The 19,716-nt window shown below is 41.3% G+C and carries 19 protein-coding genes and 1 pseudogene; 13 read left to right on the top strand and 7 right to left on the bottom strand.

From position 1 onward, the window contains the following. The first annotated feature begins 44 nt into the window (after positions 1-44). The gene (locus MKY34_RS14575) at positions 45-1,643 is read left to right on the top strand and encodes a long-chain-fatty-acid--CoA ligase (RefSeq protein ID WP_342511799.1); all 1,599 of its coding nucleotides are present in this window, start codon (positions 45-47) and stop codon (positions 1,641-1,643) included. A 64-nt stretch (positions 1,644-1,707) separates the two neighbouring features. On the opposite strand, the gene MKY34_RS14570 is transcribed toward MKY34_RS14575, so the two are convergent. From MKY34_RS14570 to MKY34_RS14555, 4 genes are read right to left on the bottom strand one after another with little or no spacing between them, the layout of a single operon-like run. Beyond that, on the bottom strand, positions 1,708-2,565 hold the full coding sequence (locus MKY34_RS14570) for an ABC transporter permease (RefSeq protein WP_342511797.1): 858 nt from the start codon (positions 2,563-2,565) through the stop codon (positions 1,708-1,710). Next, positions 2,546-3,475 carry an ABC transporter ATP-binding protein gene (locus tag MKY34_RS14565; protein ID WP_342511796.1) on the bottom strand — a complete coding sequence of 310 codons (930 nt, stop codon included), beginning with the start codon at positions 3,473-3,475 and terminating at the stop codon, positions 2,546-2,548. Before MKY34_RS14565 ends, MKY34_RS14570 begins: the two co-directional genes overlap by 20 nt. Next, entirely contained in the window at positions 3,468-3,887 is a 420-nt protein-coding gene (locus tag MKY34_RS14560) for a hypothetical protein (RefSeq protein WP_342511794.1), read from the bottom strand. Before MKY34_RS14560 ends, MKY34_RS14565 begins: the two co-directional genes overlap by 8 nt. Before the next feature lie 12 nt (positions 3,888-3,899). Continuing rightward, the gene (locus MKY34_RS14555; protein ID WP_342511793.1) at positions 3,900-4,346 is read right to left on the bottom strand and encodes a LytTR family DNA-binding domain-containing protein; all 447 of its coding nucleotides are present in this window, start codon (positions 4,344-4,346) and stop codon (positions 3,900-3,902) included. 495 nt (positions 4,347-4,841) lie between these two features. On the opposite strand from MKY34_RS14555, the gene MKY34_RS14550 reads away from it, so the two are divergent. From MKY34_RS14550 to MKY34_RS14495, 12 genes are all read left to right on the top strand, one after another. Further along, entirely contained in the window at positions 4,842-6,725 is a 1,884-nt protein-coding gene (locus MKY34_RS14550; protein WP_342511792.1) for an ABC-F family ATP-binding cassette domain-containing protein, read from the top strand. 25 nt (positions 6,726-6,750) lie between these two features. Then, entirely contained in the window at positions 6,751-7,884 is a 1,134-nt protein-coding gene (locus MKY34_RS14545; protein ID WP_342511791.1) for a conserved virulence factor C family protein, read from the top strand. 88 nt (positions 7,885-7,972) lie between these two features. Then, complete coding sequence (locus MKY34_RS14540) at positions 7,973-9,334, top strand: 3' terminal RNA ribose 2'-O-methyltransferase Hen1 (protein WP_342511790.1); 1,362 nt, start codon at positions 7,973-7,975, stop codon at positions 9,332-9,334. After that, positions 9,331-11,922, top strand: coding sequence for a polynucleotide kinase-phosphatase (locus MKY34_RS14535; protein ID WP_342511789.1), 2,592 nt, complete (start codon positions 9,331-9,333; stop codon positions 11,920-11,922). The genes MKY34_RS14540 and MKY34_RS14535 overlap by 4 nt, the downstream gene beginning before the upstream one ends. A 166-nt stretch (positions 11,923-12,088) precedes the next feature. After that, the gene (locus MKY34_RS14530; RefSeq protein WP_342511788.1) at positions 12,089-13,288 is read left to right on the top strand and encodes a Bcr/CflA family multidrug efflux MFS transporter; all 1,200 of its coding nucleotides are present in this window, start codon (positions 12,089-12,091) and stop codon (positions 13,286-13,288) included. Positions 13,289-13,386: 98 nt separating this feature from the next. Continuing rightward, entirely contained in the window at positions 13,387-13,833 is a 447-nt protein-coding gene (locus MKY34_RS14525) for a hypothetical protein (protein WP_342511787.1), read from the top strand. Between the two features lie 419 nt (positions 13,834-14,252). Beyond that, positions 14,253-15,074, top strand: coding sequence for an N-acetylmuramoyl-L-alanine amidase (locus tag MKY34_RS14520; RefSeq protein ID WP_342511786.1), 822 nt, complete (start codon positions 14,253-14,255; stop codon positions 15,072-15,074). 101 nt (positions 15,075-15,175) lie between these two features. Beyond that, positions 15,176-15,349, top strand: a complete 174-nt coding sequence (locus MKY34_RS14515; protein WP_342511785.1) for a hypothetical protein — start codon at positions 15,176-15,178, stop codon at positions 15,347-15,349. 41 nt (positions 15,350-15,390) lie between these two features. Next, the gene (locus MKY34_RS14510; protein WP_342511784.1) at positions 15,391-15,801 is read left to right on the top strand and encodes an excalibur calcium-binding domain-containing protein; all 411 of its coding nucleotides are present in this window, start codon (positions 15,391-15,393) and stop codon (positions 15,799-15,801) included. Between the two features lie 209 nt (positions 15,802-16,010). Further along, positions 16,011-16,448 carry a BrxA/BrxB family bacilliredoxin gene (locus MKY34_RS14505; RefSeq protein WP_342511783.1) on the top strand — a complete coding sequence of 146 codons (438 nt, stop codon included), beginning with the start codon at positions 16,011-16,013 and terminating at the stop codon, positions 16,446-16,448. Beyond that, positions 16,445-17,224, top strand: a complete 780-nt coding sequence (locus MKY34_RS14500) for a class I SAM-dependent methyltransferase (protein WP_342511782.1) — start codon at positions 16,445-16,447, stop codon at positions 17,222-17,224. The genes MKY34_RS14505 and MKY34_RS14500 overlap by 4 nt, the downstream gene beginning before the upstream one ends. 272 nt (positions 17,225-17,496) lie before the next feature. After that, positions 17,497-18,096, top strand: coding sequence for a YpjP family protein (locus MKY34_RS14495; protein WP_342511780.1), 600 nt, complete (start codon positions 17,497-17,499; stop codon positions 18,094-18,096). 494 nt (positions 18,097-18,590) lie between these two features. Here MKY34_RS14495 and MKY34_RS14490 read toward each other — a convergent pair whose 3' ends face one another. From MKY34_RS14490 to MKY34_RS14480, 3 genes and pseudogenes are all read right to left on the bottom strand, one after another. After that, a complete protein-coding gene (locus tag MKY34_RS14490) occupies positions 18,591-18,791 on the bottom strand; it encodes a hypothetical protein (protein ID WP_342511768.1) in 201 nt (66 codons plus the stop codon). Between the two features lie 81 nt (positions 18,792-18,872). Beyond that, a pseudogene (locus MKY34_RS14485) lies at positions 18,873-18,986 on the bottom strand (excalibur calcium-binding domain-containing protein); the annotation flags it as partial. A 164-nt stretch (positions 18,987-19,150) separates the two neighbouring features. Beyond that, positions 19,151-19,354 carry a hypothetical protein gene (locus MKY34_RS14480; protein WP_342511766.1) on the bottom strand — a complete coding sequence of 68 codons (204 nt, stop codon included), beginning with the start codon at positions 19,352-19,354 and terminating at the stop codon, positions 19,151-19,153. Between the last annotated feature and the right edge of the window lie 362 nt (positions 19,355-19,716).

The raw sequence follows: 19,716 nt of genomic DNA, 5'->3' as shown, positions 1-19,716 counted from the left end.
ATTCTAATTGATATATACTATAGCAAAATGATGAGGTGATAAGAATGAATGTGCCATTGGTTTTGCCGCAATTTCTTGATAGAGCTGTAACATTGTATGGAGACAAAGAAGCTGTTCATTGTGAAGGACGAGTTGTGACATATCGACAATTAAATGACCGGGTCAATCAACTATCACATGGACTGCGTGATTTGGGAATTCAAAAAGAAGATCATGTTGCCTATTTAGCAGGAAATACACTTGAAATGTTGGAAGGGTTTTATGGCGTTTTTCAACTAGGTGCTATTATGGTGCCACTCAATATTCGTTTGAAGCCAGAAGACTATGTTTTCATTTTAAATCATAGTGAATCGAAGGTGCTTTTTGTCGATCAAGATTTATATAGTTTAATTCAACCTGTGAAAGATCAACTTGAAACGATCCAACATATTATTGTGCATTATAAAGATTCCGACACAGCTGAAACAGGTTATGACGATTGGTTAGCATCGTTTTCTTCTGAAGCATTCGATCGTGCAGAGTTGGATGAGAATGACGTTTGTAGCTTGCTCTATACGAGTGGTACAACAGGTAATCCGAAAGGGGTTATGCTGACGCATCGCAATAACTATTTACATGCGTTAAGCACGATGCATCATTTACGTGTATCCGATTCAGATGTTTACTTACATGTGCTTCCTATGTTTCATGTGAATGGTTGGGGCTCTCCTTTTTACTATACAGCAAATGGGGCAACGCATATTTGTTCTAGAAAGTCGACGCCAGCGTCTATTCTCGCCGCAATCAAAGCGCATAACGTTTCGGTTTTACATATGGCTCCGACAGTTTTAAACGCTCTGTTACAGTATTACGATGAACATCAGCCGCAAGCGACGGGATTATCGGATGTTCGTGTAGTGATTGCGGGATCTGCACCACCACCTGCATTTATAGCACGGGTCGAAGATGAATTAGGCTGGGAATTCATTCAAGTATATGGGATGACTGAAAGCTCTCCGCTTAGCCTGATTTCAAGGATTCGTTCAAATGTAACAGGCTTAACGCCTGAACAGCAGACCGAATTGAAGGCAAAAGCAGGCTATTCTATGATTGGCACTGACGTCCGTCTCCTCAATGAGTACGGGGAAGAAGTTGCACATGATGGCGAGCAAGTTGGGGAAGTAACGGTACGCGGCCATGGCGTGATGAAAGGCTATTGGAAAAACAAAGAAGCAACAGAAGAAGCGATACAGAATGGCCGGCTACTAACTGGGGATATGGGAACTGTAGATGCGAACGGTTATATTAATATTGTGGACCGTAAAAAGGATGTCATCATTAGTGGAGGGGAAAACATTTCTTCAATTGAAGTTGAAGGTGTGTTATATGAGCATCCTGCGATTCTAGAGGTAGCTGTCATTGCCGTTCCGCACGAGAAATGGGGCGAAACACCGCATGCTTATGTCGTATTACGAGAAAATATGACCGCTACTGAACAAGAAATTATCGCATTTTCTAGGGAGAGACTAGCGCATTTTAAAGCCGTTACAGGCATCACATTTGTTGAAGAATTGCCGAAAACAGCATCCGGGAAAATTCAAAAAGTTCAAATTCGTGATGCTTATTGGGAAGCGCAAGGGAAAGAAGGCCGCTTGGTGAATTGATACGGCCATGAATAAAAGCTTGCCTATGCTATGTAGAAATTGTAGCAAAGGCAAGCTTTTTTCTTTATTTATTTTTTCTCTTCATTACAAAAAGCGAAAGGACAAAAAATAATAGTGTCGTAAGGCAAAGGTAGAAGACGCTAAATAATGTAGACGTTTTATTGCCATTGATGTCATAAAATACGCCCATATTGTAGAGGAATGCATTTTTTACTTCCGCAGGAGCATTTGCAAAGGAATCGATTAGGGGTGTTTCCATGATGATTTGTCGAAACAATGCAGCCGAATGGGATACTGGAAATAATTTCACAATATCTTGTAGGTAGTCAGGTAAGTTTCCTATTGGAATATAAATACCGGCTAAAAATCCAAGAAGTGTTCCGATAACTGTGCTTGCGGTAGCGAAGGCATTTGATGTCTCGAAAAAGGACACTAGGAAGAGGACCATCGCTGCACTTGCTAACACCGCTAAGATAGTCACGCCGCTTACTGCCAACATATCACGGAACGACAACATTGTTTCTCCGGATAAAAAAAGGAAGATATTTGATGCAATTAGTGTGAACATACACATGATGAAACCAACAACTACCGCACTGGTGATATAGCCACCGACTAATTTTGTACGGGAAATAGGAGATGAATAGAAATCCATATATGTTTTATTCGCTCGATCATCCACAAAAACACCAAAAGACGCCAGTGTAGTTGTCATCGAAGTTACGGCTAGCATTCCAGCCATGAACCACGACATCAACAATGCTTTTTTCGCTGGAAAGTTGGGTAGTTGTTTCGCAGTCGTGTCGCCTAAAAATAATACATATAAAGCGACAAGAATCATGACCGCAAGCAACGAGAAAAAGACACTAGTTTTATCCCGAAAGTATAAGAAAATATTGCGTTTAGCGAATGTCATCATCATGATTCACATCCTTTCCATTAATAGCGATGAAGACATCATCCAAACTGGATTTTTTTACTTCAAAAGAAGAGATGAAAGAAGTAAACTTCGCTAATAACGGTATTGCATCTGTTGTATGACTAAGCGGGAGATGAAAAAGGGACTTTTCTTCGTTAAAATTGAGGCCATCTGTTAAAAGTGAGCTACGCAGTTCATCAGCCTTATCTGTAGAAATCGTTAGTACATGTGTTGAATAGTCATTTTTCAACTGTTCTGGCGTTCCTTTTGCCGCAATGCAACCTTCTTTCATCACGACAACATAATCGGAGTTCGCGGCTTCTTCAATATAATGTGTTGTTAAAAAAACGGTCATACCCGTTTCTTTTTGCAGTAGTTGTATAGTTGACCAGATATTTTTTCGACTTTCTGGATCTAGCCCTGTTGTCGGTTCATCTAGTATTAATATGTTTGGTTTATGAATGAGGGCACGCGCAATATCCACTCGTCGTTTTTGACCACCCGATAATTTTCCATAACGTCGATCCAATATCGATTGTAGATCGACAACCGCCACCACATTCTTGATGGCGGCGTTGCGTTCTTGCTTTGTCATCCCATAAAAGGATGCTCGAATTGCTAAATTTTCTTTGACGGTCAATAAAGGGTCAAGCAAGCTGTTTTGAAATACCATACCGATTTCTTGGCGAATGGCTTGGTCATTTTTGCCGATGCTATAACCATTTATACTAACATGACCTTGGTCTTGCTGAAGGAGAGTCAGTAGGATTGAAATGGTTGTCGACTTTCCAGCGCCATTTGTCCCTAAAAAAGAAAAGAGGGATCCTTCTTCTACATAGAAACTAATATCGTTGACTGCTTTTACTTTGCCAAATGACTTTGATAATCCATTCACCTCAATAATGTTAGCCAATAGAGGCACCCCCTTTTTTACGTGCAATGACAGCGTTAATTTCTATAGCACTCTTTTGATTCCCCATAAACGTAACAATGATGACGATGATATACGTCAATATGCCATTCGCGACGACGAACATTGAAACATGCCAATTAAATGGAAAAACTTCAAAAATTGCGCCGGCAACAAGAAGAACAATAATGACATCAAGCAATTCGATTAAGCGTAAAATTAGCGAATTTTGAATAGGTAACCGATGTGTTATAAAAATCAAACAGATGATACTAATTGAAATAAATAGCATATGAACAATCAGCGCTTCATTCATAGGCGGGAAAATTTTCAGTAAACTAAAAAGAAGATAAAATAGGCTACTGAATGTGAACGAAATACAACATGTCGAAATATAGTATTTCAATAAGTCCATATGATTTCCTCCTTACGATAAAAAGATTTCTTTGAAAGCTTTGACATAATGTCTATTGACGATTACTTTTTCACCGTTTGTTAAAGACGCTTCAAACTTGCCGTTGAATAATGCTCGAACACATTCAATATGCGCCGTATTGACAATCAAGTTCTTACTTATACGAATAAAATATGTTTTGCTTAGTTTTTGCTCAATTTCGTATAGCTTTAAATCGCTTACATATACTTCTTTTTCTTCGTAAAGAAAAGTTTGGTTATCAATTGTTTCGATATAGAATAAGTCATCTACAAGAAGCGAATAGGTCAGTCCCTCTTTTATTCCGGTTAATGTTATACATGTCTGGTGAATCTGCTTGATTAACCGTTCAAGCTGATTATCGATTTGTGGACAATTGATAATAATTTCAACCTGGTCATACTTTTGGGATTCATTAACTGTTAAACGAATGATCCTCACATCCTTTAGCGGAAATCTTATTGGTAGAAGCGTACCATTTGAGTGGAGTAGGAACAATACTTCTCAGGTAACCTGCATTTTTCATACTGTAAGTTACAAGGATTAGTCATTACTCTTTTAAAAAACCATCAAAATCAGCTATGATAGTACAAGGTAGTTATCTTTATTCAGCAGAAGGCCTTCACTCCTATAAGTGTCGGGATGAAGGCGGTTTTACTTACCTGTTTAGTGGGGTGTTCAAACGCCCGCTGAACAATAGAGGAACGCAGGCTAAGATCGCCACTTCCTGTGGCAACGCCTGCATGACCTGCATCGTGCAGGCCCAAGCCTCTGGCGGATGTCTCAGATTTTTTAGGAGAGCTTTAAGAAGGCAGTCTAAGTGCGTGACGTCCTGTCGCAATGACTGTATGACCTACTTCCTATAGGCCTCAAGCTCGAAAAAAATCTGGACGCAATTACGCCGAGGCGTAATTGATTAGAAATGGATGTGTTGTCATGAGTCAATTGATTATTGAAAACCTGACGAAGACTGTTGGGGAGAAAACATTGTTTAACGATATCGCGTTTACAGTCGTGAGTGGAGAAAAAGTAGGCTTACTTGGTATTAATGGAACAGGTAAATCGACGTTATTGTCGATTGTTGCAGGCATGGAGGATGCCGATTCGATGTCGATGGATCATCCGAATAAATATCGAATCGTTTATTTACCCCAAGAGCCTGAATTCGATCAAGAACTTACCGTGATGGAAACCGTATTCATGAGTGATGCGCCGATTATTAAAGTCAATTTGGAATATGAGCATGCACTCCAAGCGCTTTCAGCAGATCCAGAATCGACCTTCAATCAGGACCAATATGCGAAATTCCAAAATCAGATGGATGATTTATCCGGTTGGGATATCAATTCCAAAGCACGGACAATTTTATCGAAACTTGGTATTGAAACGTTTGATAAGAAGATGGGCGAGTTATCGGGCGGACAGAAGAAACGAGTGGCGCTTGCAAAAGTTCTTATTGAGCCAGCCGATCTTTTATTGCTTGATGAACCAACGAACCATCTCGATGTGGCTTCAATTATGTGGTTGTCCGATTACTTGAAAAATGAACAAGGTGCCATCATCTTCGTTACGCATGACCGCTATTTCTTAGATGAGTTGTCCACCAATATTTATGAACTTGCAGATAAAACATTGTATACACATACAGGGAACTATGGAGATTATCTTGAGGCGAAAGCCCTTCGTGCAGAAATGGCTGCTGCGACGGACGACAAGCTTCGTAATCAGTATCGTTCTGAATTGAAATGGATTCGTCGAGGTGCCAAAGCGAGATCGACTAAACAAAAAGCGCGGATAGGTCGCTTTGATGAATTAGCAGAGAAAGTTAAAAAAGAAAGTAGCATGGGGGAAATGGACGTTGCGATGAAATCGACGCGGCTCGGTAAGAAAGTCATCGAAGCAATCGACATCTCGAAATCATTTGGTGGACGGACCATCATCGATAATTTTTCTAGTATCCTGCAGTCGGGAGATCGTATCGCAGTTGTTGGGCCAAATGGCGCCGGGAAAACAACATTATTGAACATGTTTTCTGGCCAGATTGAACCGGATAGCGGAACAATCGACACAGGAACGACGGTCAAAATTGCACATTTCCAACAACATACGCCGATTATGGATGAGAACAAGCGGATTATCGAATATATTCAAGACACATCGAATGATATTGAAGATGCAGATGGCGTACGTATTTCTGCATCACAAATGTTGGAACGTTTTCTATTCCCAACAAATGCACATGGAACACCTATAGGAAAATTATCCGGTGGCGAGCGCAAACGACTGTATTTGTTGAAACTGTTAATGGAGCAACCAAACGTCATGTTGTTGGATGAACCGACCAACGACCTTGACCTTGAGACATTATCTGTCCTTGAAACATTCATCGACACATTTCCTGGTGTCGTGATCACCATCTCTCATGACCGTTTCTTCCTAGACCGTACGTCAACGAAGCTATGGGTTATGGATGGTTCGGGAAATGTCGATATATGGTTTGGTATTTATACTGATTTTTTAGCTAGTTATGTAGCTCCAGAAGCAGCAAAGCCAGAGCCGGTGGTTGCCGAGGTCGCAAAATCAGCTCCCGTGCAACAAAAGAAAAAAATGACGTATGCAGAAAAGAAAGAATGGGAAACGATCGAGGCAGATATTGAACGTGTAGAAACAGACATCGAAGCAGCTGAGGCCGCGATGGCATCTGCCGGTGCTGATTATGATAAATTGAGAGAGTTAACGATCCAGCTAGATGCATTAAATGCAACGTATGAAACGTTAGTAGAACGCTGGTCGTATTTACAAGAAATCGCGGAAGCGTAAGCACACCATACAGGAGGCAATAGAGATGAAAATCGTAACGATTGAACCGACACCAAGTCCAAATTCTATGAAGATTGTGCTCGACACGGAGTTGCCACAAGGGACTAGCTATAACTATAAAAAAAGCGATGCAGAGACAGCAACACATCCCGCTTCCGCCTTACTGGCTATTAACGGGGTAAAAGGGATTTATCATGTCATGAACTTCATGGCGATTGAACGAGTTGGGAAGGTTGCATGGGAAACTATTCTTGCAGACGTCCAAGCTGTTTTCAATGAAGGGGAAGCAGAGGAAACGCTTGCGGAAGAACAAGTTGACGATAGTTATGGAGAAGTTTACGTGCATGTACAAACGTATAAAGATGTTCCGCTTCAAGTGAAAGTGTTCGATAGCGCTTCTGAAGAACGTTTTGGCTTAAGTGATCGCTTCGTCAAGGCTATGGAAGCTGTGCACCGTGCAGAGGTTGAAAACTACATTTTGCTGCGTAAATGGGCAGATTACGGTATTCGTTACGGGGAAAAAGCTGAAATTGGTGAGACGGTTCGTCAAGAAATCGAGGCAGCGTACCCGGAAGGACGCTTGCAAGAAATTATTCGTCAGGCGAACGAGGGCAACACCGCAACGGTTCAACGCGGAAAGCACATTTCGCTTGAGGATTTCTCAGTAGACGAATGGGAAACGAGATTCCAATTGCTCGATCAAATGCCAGATCCTGATTTGGCGGATATACCTGTGCTGGACCGGGCTCTTGAGGATGAAAAGATGTCCATTCGACGCCTTGCAACAGTCTATCTAGGCATGATTGAGGACGAGGCGGTCATTCCTTACGTAGAAAAAGCATTGAAAGACAAAAGCTGGGCAGTGCGTCGTACAGCTGCTGACTGTATGAGTGACCTCGGTTTTGAAGGATTTGAGCAGGCCGCAATTGAAACGCTGAACGATAAAAACAAATTAGTTCGCTGGCGTGCAGCGATGTTCTTATATGAAACAGGAACAGAACAAGCACTTCCAGCATTGAAAGCAGCAGAAAATGATCCTGAATTTGAAGTAAAGCTACAAATCCGTATGGCTATCGCACGAATTGCAGAAGGTGAAGATGCCAAAGGGTCTGTTTGGAAACAGATGACGGAAGCACGAACGGGTGTAGCAAAAGAATAAATACATGTGAAGCATCCAGCTTTTGAAGCAATCTAGTTCGGTTGCTTCGAAAGCTGTTTTTATTTCAAGAGAGGGAGAGGCGTATGTTATGCAACTGACGATTAGAGCTACAGGAGACAATGTGAAAGTTGTTTCCTATTTGCTCGCTAAAAACCCGAATAATCTTTACGAGAGAAATCACAAAGGACATGCTATACGTATGTTTTATAGCCTGTTTACAGATACCGTGCTCGAACTGACCGTTTTTGTTACGCCAGACCCGCTTGCACTGATGCAGCAATCATCAAATGCTTATGATATTACGCATTACATCAATGACCGCGAATTTGCAGTGAGCAGTATTTTCACATCGCTTATTCGCTCCGCATTTGGGACAGCGTTGAACGGACAACCGAAAGAGAATTACGTCCAGTGGGTTGATCAGCCATTTCTTTTTGATTTTGGCATTGGACCTGTCGTAACAGATCTGTCTGATGAAAAAATTCGTCGCTTGTTTGAACCGTTAGGCTATGAGGTTGGTATTGAGTATGGGGAGACCAATTATGCCTTTCAGATGAAAGAAAAAAGTACTGCACGTTATCTGACACTCACAGGAAATGTAACGCTTCAAAAAGGACTTCAACAATTGTTTGTGTTGATTCCTGTTTTAGATAACTATAAGCATTATTTTATCGATGAAAATGAGATTGAAAAAATTAAACGATATGGTGAAGGTTGGCTTGATACACATCCTGAAAAAACGTTTATCATTCAGAAGGCGCTTCGCTTTAAAGAAGTTTACAGTCTGCTGGAAGAGCATAAGGAACATAATACGTCTCATGAAAAAAGCATATCAAGTAAAGTGCACTTGAATGATTTACGTTATAAAAAGATTATTGAAGTCGTATCGAATCTTCCTGTTAAAAAGTCCATTGTTGACCTAGGGTCTGGCGAGGGAAAATTAGCTGTTCAATTAGGGTTTATCGACGGTGTACAGGAAATTCTTGCTGTCGAGCCTTCTGAAAAAGAGCAGTTAAAAGCGATAAAGCGTTTTGAAAAGGTCAAAGATCGGACAGGATTTGTTGAGCCGACGCCGACCTGGGGCTCTTTGTTTTATTATGATGAACGATTGAAAAATAAGGATGTTATCATTTTATGTGAAGTGATTGAACATATTGATGAAGAACGATTACCTAAAATCATGCATGTATTGCTAGAGGATTATAAGCCAGGAGCATTGTTAATCACGACGCCGAATCGTGAGTACAATGTGGTGTATGATATGCAGGATGCGAGGCGGCATGACGATCATCGCTTTGAATGGACGAGAGCGGAATTTGAGCAATGGTGTGCAGAACAAAATCAGTCGGATCATTACGAGCTCATTTTCGATGGTATTGGAGAATTGCATGCCGTACATGGTTCTCCGACACAAATGTGTTTGTTCGTTAGAAAGGAGGAGAAGTTATGAACATCACCATTCCATATGCGGGACTAGTGCTACTTGTAGGCGTCTCTAACAGTGGGAAAACGACCTTATTGAATAAGTGGATGGAAGAAGGGACACTTTTATCCTCTGAAATTATTAGCTCCGATACATATCGAGCAATTGTTGGCGACAAAGCGTTTATCAGTTGGGGGGGACGCCCGAAAGATGAGGCGGCTGGTTTGATGGAAGAGTACCAAACCATTTCGACTGAAGCCTTCAAAATGATGGATCATATTATTGAAGCAAGATGTCGGTTAAATAAAGTGACGTTTATCGACGCAACTCATCTGTATTCGGAGGATCGAAAAAAGTATATCGCGCTTGCAAAGAAGCATCATGTGCCAGCTATCGCATTCGTTTTGGATGTATCCCAAGAGATACTGCTAGAACGTGATGAACAAAGGGAGGAACCACGTGGAAAAAGGCGTGTGAAACAACAGCTACAAACGTTCAAGCGTGAAAAGCGTTTCATAAAAAAAGACGGTTTCAAATCTGTGTACTTTGTAGATGGACAAGAGGAAATCGAACTGAACAGACGCAATCATCCATTACAGATCGACGTTGGAAATGGCATCGACATGATTGGGGATATACACGGATGTTACGATGAAATGATGACGCTTCTTGGGCAGTTAGGTTATGAGGAAAATGAAGAAGGTTTTTACGTTCATCCAGCGGGGCGTGTTTTTTTGTCACTTGGAGATGTAATGAGCAGGGGACCGAAATCCTTGCCGACGATGTTGTTTTTCCAACGTCATGTTGAAAAGGGCTTGGCGTATATGATTGACAGTAATCATGGTTGGAAAATTGCGCGTTGGCTCGATGGACGGGATGTACAACTTCTGCATGGTGATGAAAAAGTCGAGGCGGAATTACGCTCATTCGAAGCGCAATATGGGGCTGAGCAGGCGCAAGATATAAAACAATCCTTGAAAAAATTTCTGCTGCAAGCACCTTCCCACTATGTACTAACGAAAAATGGCGTGCAAGTTGCTGTTTGTACTCACGCCGGTATTCGAGATGAATTCATAGGTAAGCAATCTGCGCAAGTACAAGATTTCTGCCGGTATGGGGATACAGCTGGCTTTACAGAGCAGGGCAAGCCGGTCCGTAAAGATTGGACCATCCATCATCAAGGAAGTACACTTATCATTTGGGGCCATGACCCGAAACCACAGCCACTCATTATCAACAACACGGTTAATATCGATCAAGGTGCTGTGTTCGGGGGAAAGCTGACGGCTTATCGTTTTCCAGAAAAAGAATTCGTTTCTGTCGATGCCATGGATGATTATTCAGGAGCTACAGATAATCCGTTGAAGATTTGGCAAGAACAAAGGCTAGATCCGCCTAACATCGGGAAATTCATCAATGGCTATTCTGTCCTTACGGAACTACTTGGTGAAGTGAAAGTCCATTCAGATATTGTGAAGCCTGCAATTGATACGATTTCACATTACACTGTGCCAATAGAGCAGTTACTGTATATCCCACCTACAATGAGTCCAACCCCTGTTGCTTCATCAGACGATGCGTATTTGGAGCATCCAAAGGAAGCCATTGACTATTTTAGAAGTCACGGTGTTGAAACGATGATTGCTGAGAAAAAGCATATGGGTAGCCGAGCTGTTTTACTGTTATTTAAAGATGTATCATCGGCGAAGCGGGCAGTTGGTTCGGAAACGTTAGGCGTCATTTATACAAGGACAGGCAGACGCTTCTTCGATTTATCAATAGAGAAGGATATTGTCTTGAAGTTGAATGATGAACTTAAGAACAAAGGCTATTTTGACAAGTATAAGACGGATTACGTACTGTTAGATGCAGAAATTATGCCATGGAATTTAAAAGCCCAATCATTAATTAGCGGACAGTATGCGCATGTTGCGGAAAATGCTATTCTTGACAGGTCGAAGTTACAAGAAAAATTAGTAGCTATTGCAGGTAACAATGAGGATCTAACTCGTTGGCTAGAAGAAACAGAAGAAAAACTCGAAAACGCAAAGACGTTTAAAGAAGTTTTCCAAAAGTATTGTTGGGATACGGAAGGCGTGGAGGCCATTCAAATTGCGCCATTTCACGTGTTAGCCCATAGTACACAAACTTTCTTCGACAAGCCGCATACATGGCATATGGAGATGAATAAAGAGTTCGCGATAAACTCGGATCTTTTTGTTCAAACGGAATATAAGCTGATTTCGGACGTAACAAGTGAGCAGGAAGTTATTCATTGGTGGGAAAGTATGACAGCAGAAGGACATGAAGGAATTGTCATTAAACCCGAATCCTTTATTGCTACTTATAAAGGAAAGTTGTTACAACCTGCCATCAAGGTAAGAGGCCGTAAATACTTACACATTATTTATGGAATGGATTATTTGGCACCAGTGAACCTCAATCGGTTAAAAAAGCGTAGTACAAGTAAAAAACAGAAGCTCGCTTTAAAAGAATTCGCATTAGGTGTTGAGGGCATTCAGCGCTTCGTTGACGGTGAATCTATTGAGCGTATACATGAGTGTGTTCTTGCAACATTGGCGCTAGAATCGGATCCAGTTGACCCGAGACTATAATGATATAAGAGTGGAATAATAAGGCCGATTCAGAACGTCGTAGAGAACGTTTCGAATCGGCTTTCTTTTCATTTCTCGATTATGGTGTTAGAGTAGTATACTTGTGCGCCAAATACGTGAATAGCTCACGTATTGATTTTTAGCTGTAGAAAGGTTGTTTATCAATATGGAATCAGTAACTGGAACAAAACGCTTTCGATTTGCTTTGTTGCTTGGGACGCTTGCGGCGATGGGCCCCTTATCGATTGATATGTATTTGCCTTCATTCCCTACAATTGTAGGTGCATTTGATACGACTGCGTCTTTCGTACAGGTCAGTTTGACCGCCTGTCTATTAGGAATCGGATTTGGGCAGCTAATACTTGGACCGATGAGTGATGTACATGGACGGAAAAAGCCGTTGCTCATTGGACTTGGTCTTTATTTTGTCGCATCAATCTTATGTGTATTCGCACCAAGTATCGGCTTCTTTATCGCAGCACGATTTCTGCAAGGATTTGCAGCAGCTGCCGGTATCGTTATTTCAAGGGCGATTGTCAGAGATGCGTATAGTGGACGGGAATTGACAAAGTTTTTTGCATTGCTCATGCTCGTTAACAACTTGGCGCCTATACTGGCACCTGTATTAGGTGGCGGTATTATCGCCTTTACGGATTGGACGGGCGTGTTTGCCGTTTTAAGCGCAATCGGCTTGTTGCTCTTTGCGATTGTATTGTGGCGTATGGACGAAACATTGCCGACAGACAAACGTGTACCGAGCAATCTTGCTCAAACTTTGAAAAACTTTTTGTCTTTGCTGAAAAATCGTCAATTTATGGGCTTTGCACTCGCACAAGGTTTCATCATGGCTGGAATCTTCGCCTATGTTGCAGGAACGCCATTTGTCTATCAGAATATTTACGGGGTATCTCCGCAAACATTCAGCTTGTTATTTGGGATGAATGGCCTCGGGCTAATTATCGGAACGCAAGTCGTTGGACGTTTAACAGGTGTCGTATCTGAAAAGAAATTTTTGGAGGCAGGCTTATTGATGTCGCTGACGTCAGGTATCTTGCTCCTTATCGCAGTTTTACTGAATGGACCACTTCTTACAATCGTTGTGCCGATATTCTTTTTTGTTGCTTCGATTGGTGTCATTTCAACATCCTCTTTCTCACTGGCGATGGAATCGCAAGGACATATTGCGGGGAGTGCATCTGCATTGCTTGGCTTATTGCCTTTCATTCTCGGGTCAATTACAGCGCCGCTTGTCGGCGTAGCGGGAGAAGAGACAGCCATTCCGATGGGTGTTATCATCTTTTCATCAAGTTTAATCGCTGTTCTAGCCTATGTTGGATTGGCACGGAAAACACTCAAAGATCACTAATAGATAGCCGCGTGCTCGATATCTTCGAGTAGGCGGCTATTTTTTACCTTTTTCTAAGCGAGTGCATAGAATAGAGCATTGTGCAAGGGGGAGAGGCATTGAAAGAAGTCATTATTGCATTGGTGAGTTCATCCATTACAATTGTCATCACTAGTTTTTTTGGCTATCATTTTCGATTAAAACAAGAAGTGCGTAATGAATCGGTTAAATACAAAACGGATATTTTGAAAAATGTCTATACACCGATTTTAAAACTATTAGTCTCCGCGATTATACCTGGAGAGGGCTACGATGGCATTACAAAAGAAACCCTTTTTGAAATTGAAGATATCGTAAAAAGCAATTATGAATTAGTCGACTCCCATTTACATTCGCTGATATGGGCCATAAAAAAAGAAATTAGACAGCAACATTATGAACAAAGTGCAAACCTTTTTGACCAAGATAAAAAGTTATTTATCCATGTTGAATCGAATTTTAATTTTTATCGAAAGCAAGTTGGGCTACCTTTTGACAAGGCAAAAATTAAAAAGTTACTAAGTTGACATCAGCAAACGTCTAGAGGACGGATGTTTGCATATTTTTATCTGAATTCGGCAGGAGTTCAAACTCCAGCTGAACGAGTGATGGAAGGCAACCTAAGTTCGCCGCGTCCTACATATGTTCCTTAATTTCCGCAAAGAATGCAGAAATACGGCCAATCGACCCCTTCGCTGTGATTGGCAACGGTTGCATGATCTACCTCCTGTAGACCTGCGGATGTCATGGATTTTTAGGGAAGCTTTTCGAGCTCGCTCGAAAAAATCCGGACGCAATTACACTGAGGTGTAATTGATATACGAGTGGACAAGTGCCGCTATATGGAAACAAACGGTGAATATGATACATAGAAAAGGATAGGTAGGTCGCCATTTAACTAGGCGAACACCTATCCTTTATTGTAAAACAGGGAGGAGGTATAAAAATGGTTAAAATAGTAATAGACGCTGGCCATGGATTGGATACGCCTGGCAAGCGTTCTCCGGATGATGAGCGGGAATGGTCCTTTAATAATAAAGTCGCATTAGCTGCCATTGCAAAGCTGCAGACCTATCAAAATGTGGAGATTCTTCGTGTGGATGATCCAACTGGCAAGACGGATGTCCCACTTCAAACACGTACAACCCTTGCGAACAACTGGCAAGCAGATGTCTACGCATCCATCCATCACAACGCTTTAAATGGCAAATGGGGGAAGCATAGCGGAGTGGAAACCTACACAATGGACAACCCGACAGCGAATCCAAAATCAATCGAAATTGCTGGAGCAATCCACCCTCGAGTTGTGATGGCGATGGGAATCAGTGATCGTGGGATGAAAAGAGCGAACTTCCACGTGTTACGTGAGGCTACCATGCCAGCTTTTTTAACGGAAGGTGGCTTCATGGATTCGGCTGTTGACATTACTAAATTACGGGACGACAACTATTTAAAAGCGCAAGGTGAGGCTATCGCGGAAGGACTGGCGGTATATTTCAAATTACAGCCCAAGCCCAGTCCAAATCGGAATCCAGATGAAAAGCTAAGCATCCCCCAACCGGAAGGAGAAGATCAATTCTATCGGCCTTCCTTGCAAACGATTGTCAATTCCACAATCGATGTATTAATCCGACTGGAGAACCAAGAAGAAGGTGCATTATCTCCTACATGGCGTAAAAAACTAGCGGACGGAACATTAACGAATTCAGACGCAATCGGAATATTGTATGTAGCACTTGACCGTGGATTATTAGGGGATGGTAAATAAGTTGATAGTGAATCAGCCGTCTGCTCAAGCGGGTGGCTGTTTTCGACTGTTTACCCTTGCTTAAATCAGATGCGAACTTAACACGTTTGCAGGCAGTTACTATGATTTTACGTGAAAAAGGGATTAATGACTTCTCAGCACCAGATCCAGGCTTTATAGATAGTCGCTCAGGAGATTATGGCTATGAGGTAATAGCTAAAGCTGTAGTCTCGGTTTTATTTCAGGAAAAACGGACAAGAACGGGCATAAGTTCTTCGACGCTTCGGCATCTTTGACTCGCGGGCAAATGGCGAAAATACTTGTCGAAGGCTACAAATTGCCAAAAACAATCGATGTGATTTTTACGGATGTTTCAGCAGATAACTCGTTTAAAGATTATATTAGTGTTCTCGCAACCGAAAATATCACAATAGGCTACTCCGATGGTTCATTTAAGCCAAGTCAGAAGCTAACACGTCAACATTTTGCGGTGTTTATGGCGCGTATGTTGGATGATCAGTTCAAACCGAGTGCAAAACCAGAACCTAAGCCTGATCCAACGCCGAATCCAAAACCAGATCCAGATCCAGATTTTGAATCAGGATTGTATGTTATCTCAGGGGCACCGACATCGTTTAAAAACTGTACCGAAATGCGAAAATATTATCCAAATGGAGTCAAAAAAGGTCATCCAGCTTATGAGAGCAAGCGTGATCGAGACAATGATAATTGGGCTTGTGAAAAATGAAGTAAATCATTGCGTATCTAATTAGTAACTGTACGAACAAGCAAAGTAGTCATTAGCTCAGCCGAGTTGATGGCTACTTTTTCTTTTGAGCACACCAATCTAATATGAAAAGCAGGAATCAGTGAAAATCTTCAGCATACAAGGTAGAATGAAAGGGCGAAGCTTGATCAATCAAGCGGTTTAGAACAAATGACAAGGGGGACAACAACATGAACGCGTACGACGAGTATATGAGGGGCATTGTAACACCAATGCGAGAAGAACTTGTACAAAATGGCTTTACGGAGCTAACGACAGCTGAAAATGTCGAAACGACAATGAAAACACTTGAGGGGACGGCACTTGTTGTCATTAACTCGGTTTGTGGATGTGCGGCAGGGCTTGCACGACCAGCTGTAAGTGCAGCGCTACAGGAAGCTGAGCACAAACCAGATCACTTATTTACCGTATTTGCGGGACAAGATAAGGAAGCGACAGCGATGATGCGGGATTATTTCCCTGAAGTGCCGCCAAGCTCACCATCAATTGCTGTTTGGAAAGACGGAGCGCTTGCGTACTTTATTCCACGAGAACAGATTGAGGACTTTGAGATGGAGCAGATTAAAGACCATCTAGCGGAAGTACTCGACCAAGTTTGTAAAAAGTGAGTACAGTCATTACGACAGCTGGTCGGCCTGATGAGCGTTCCGATCACCTTGCGAAAGAAGCGGCTTCCGTTCTTGGCTTTCCAATCATTGAACGGAAGAAGCGCTCTGTTGCCAAGCTGCAGGAGGTCTATGATGCAGATGTTCTCGTTGCGGGGAAAGACCGATTCGATTTGTACCGAATGGGTATGGATGAGCCGTTTTTCTTTCATCCAAATTCTGCGGCGTTTCGCTTGAAGCGACTGGTGAAGGGCGAAATGGATCCATTGGTTGAAGTGGGGCAATTGGAAAAGGGCGATACTTTTTTGGATTGTACATTGGGGCTAGCATCCGACAGTATCATCGCTTCCTTTGCTATCGGTGAAAGTGGTATTGTGAAGGGGATAGAAGCAGACCCAGCTGTTGCTTTTATTACGGGACGGGGTCTTCGTTCGTTTCCGTCTGATTCTGAGCAATTGACACAGGCTATGGGACAGATAGAAGTCATCCATATGGAAGCGGTTGACTTTTTACACCAGCAAGCCGACGCTTCTTGGGATGTTGTCTACATAGATCCGATGTTCCACGCACCTATTGCAGAATCCTCGAATTTCACCTCACTTCGACAAGCAGGTGTGCATCATACGCTAACTCAAGAGTGGTTTGAGCAAGCACAACGCGTTTGTAAGCGACGAGTTGTTATGAAGGATCGATTTGATTCACCGATATTCGAGCATTTTCATCTGGAACGGCGAATTAGACCTAATACTAAGTTCCATTTTGGTTTTATCGACAAATGATAAACGCCGTCATCCCGAATAGCAGGGTGACGGCGTTACATTTTTTAGTATTAATGAGTAAAGTTTAATGAGCTTAAATACAGAACCAATACGAGCATTCCGATACCGATAAATAGATTCACATCCATCAGTGATACCCTCCTTCAAAAAACGCACATTTATCTACATTTTTATTGTACAATGAAAATAAGAAAGAAGAAACCTTTTCTACATCTTTTCGTCTAATCTACAACAGTTAGTTAAAATATGGACATAATTGTAGGTGATGTATGTTGAAAAAATGGTTACAGCAAACCCTCATTGTTACAGTTGCGCTTTTGACGTTCGGTGCAATTTCACCGAATCATGAAATTTGGACAAACCTGCAAGACAAAGACGAGGCCAAGCAAGCAAATCTACCATCAATGGATACCGATTACCAGATTGATATTACGGAGGCATCTGTTGAACAACAGCCGTTTGAACGAGTACCTTCTTTTGAAGAAAGTCTCGTTGCTTCAGCCAAAGAAATGTCTTATATGAAATTTGGTACAAAAATTGGTCCTGTCATTGGTGATGAATTTGACGAAGTCATTTTCCCGAAAATCGAGGAAGCGATTCAAATGACGCTTGAACGTTCCGGAGATTTAGCAACTCGGCGCCTTGCGATTAGTGAAAGACCAGCTGGTGACTATTCTGAGAAAATTTTCAATGTCTATGATTTGGATAGTCGAACAGACTTAATTCGTTTTCATGTGCGAACTGAAAAACGCCCACAAGATGGCTATTTCTATAATTTCCATTATCATATTGCTGATGACGGATTTTTAGCCCATCATTCGATTGGTGACATCTTTTGGTCCAAAAATACGCCACCGAAATGGTTATCGTAAAAATGTTAAAACACTCGTGAACATAGCGAGTGTTTTTTCTTTGTAAACTTGTAAACATTGATATATAAACGTTTTTGAGACTTATATAATATTGTTGCTTCAAATTATGTTTAATCAATAGGCGAGCATAATATCGTGTACCTCAAAATGTACCCCAAATCGACCACTTTTCAATTTTCGAATGTATTTAAAACGGCAATCTGATCTATCAAATCAGATGCTTGAATCTCATCTTTTTTCGAAGGAGTGTGCGTATGCTTTGTAAATCGTTTTGAAGGTATCTCCAACCAATACAGCAACCGGAGAAATCGTGACGAAGTTTTGGGATTTGGTTTTAGATATTCACTGAATTATAAAAACCACTTAAAAGTTCATTGTTTACATGCAGCATGCAATCCCATTCAAATCCATCCCATCTTCAAGTAACCTAATGTCCCCACAGATGGAGTGAAAAACTTTACACGTATCGTGTTTGCAACTGGTAGGGCACTTCATCATTTAAACAGCGAGAAAAATCCCTTCTTCTTAGGTTTTGACAAGGGCTGTCCAGTTATTTTCTTAGCAATAAACTTCGCAGGGGTCTTCATCGCGGTCGCTCCGCCTTTACTGTAACCAGGAACAACGGCTTTCTTTACTAATCTTTTCGCTTGTGACTGAACCTTCTTTAACGGTGAACGTGGCTTTTTGAATTTCAATGTAACCACTCCCTAATAGTTTATAGAAAAGTAAAATATTTCCGTTTATTATTAAGAGAAAAGCCATGAGTAGGGCCATTATCATCTCTCGCAAGCATAACCATCTTTATCGCGGTCGTGCTTAGACGAATATGCCGGATGATCAGAAGCAACTCCGTTAGGATACTTCTTGCGAAGCTCTGTGCAGTTTTGGAACGCTAGATGCAGAAGTTGTATTGGGCTGTGCAGAAGCGCTGCTATTAGTTGAATTCGCACTCTTGCTTGACGCCTCTGATTTCAAACTACCAATTTCCGTTTGCAGTGTAGTATTTGTGGCCTTCAAGTCAGCGATTTCCTGCTCGAAAGCGTCAGTTTTTTCTTTATGTGCTGCTTGCTGATCTGTTAATTCTTTTTTTTAGCTTAGCTATGACGTTATTTTCATTCTCGATTTTCAACTTTTCTTCTTCGACAGCCTTTTTCTTTGCGGCCGCTTCTTTTTTTGCTTTTTCTTTTTGTAGGATTTCTTTCGCTTCAGTTTTATTGATAGTAACAATTTTATTAAAACTGATTTTTTCAACTTCCAACTTCAAATCTTTTTGAAGTTTAGCATAGGCTTCATCCGCTTTATCTAGCTTACTATAAGATTTATTTAACGTTTTGTCGTAATTGGCAGTGCTTGCAAACTTTTTTTCTTGTTCAATAACTTTAATTACTTTTTCAACTTGTTGGTCGCGTGTTGTAAATATATCTTGTAGATTCTGTTTAATGACTTTTAAGTTTTTCTTTTGCCCTTTATTAGTTTCTTTGAGTTCATCAATATTTTCTTGGTTACTTTGTATATCAATGCGAAGATTTGCTAATTTTTTTAACGTTTTTTCTTTATTGCCTTCAACAAGGTATGCAGATAAATTGATGTTCCAGTTCTTTTCCCATGATGTATTAAAGT

Source organism: Sporosarcina sp. FSL K6-1522 (genome assembly GCF_038622445.1).
GTDB lineage: Bacteria > Bacillota > Bacilli > Bacillales_A > Planococcaceae > Sporosarcina.
Note: the sequence above shows the minus strand (reverse complement) of the source record. Positions and strands in the feature narration are given on the sequence as shown.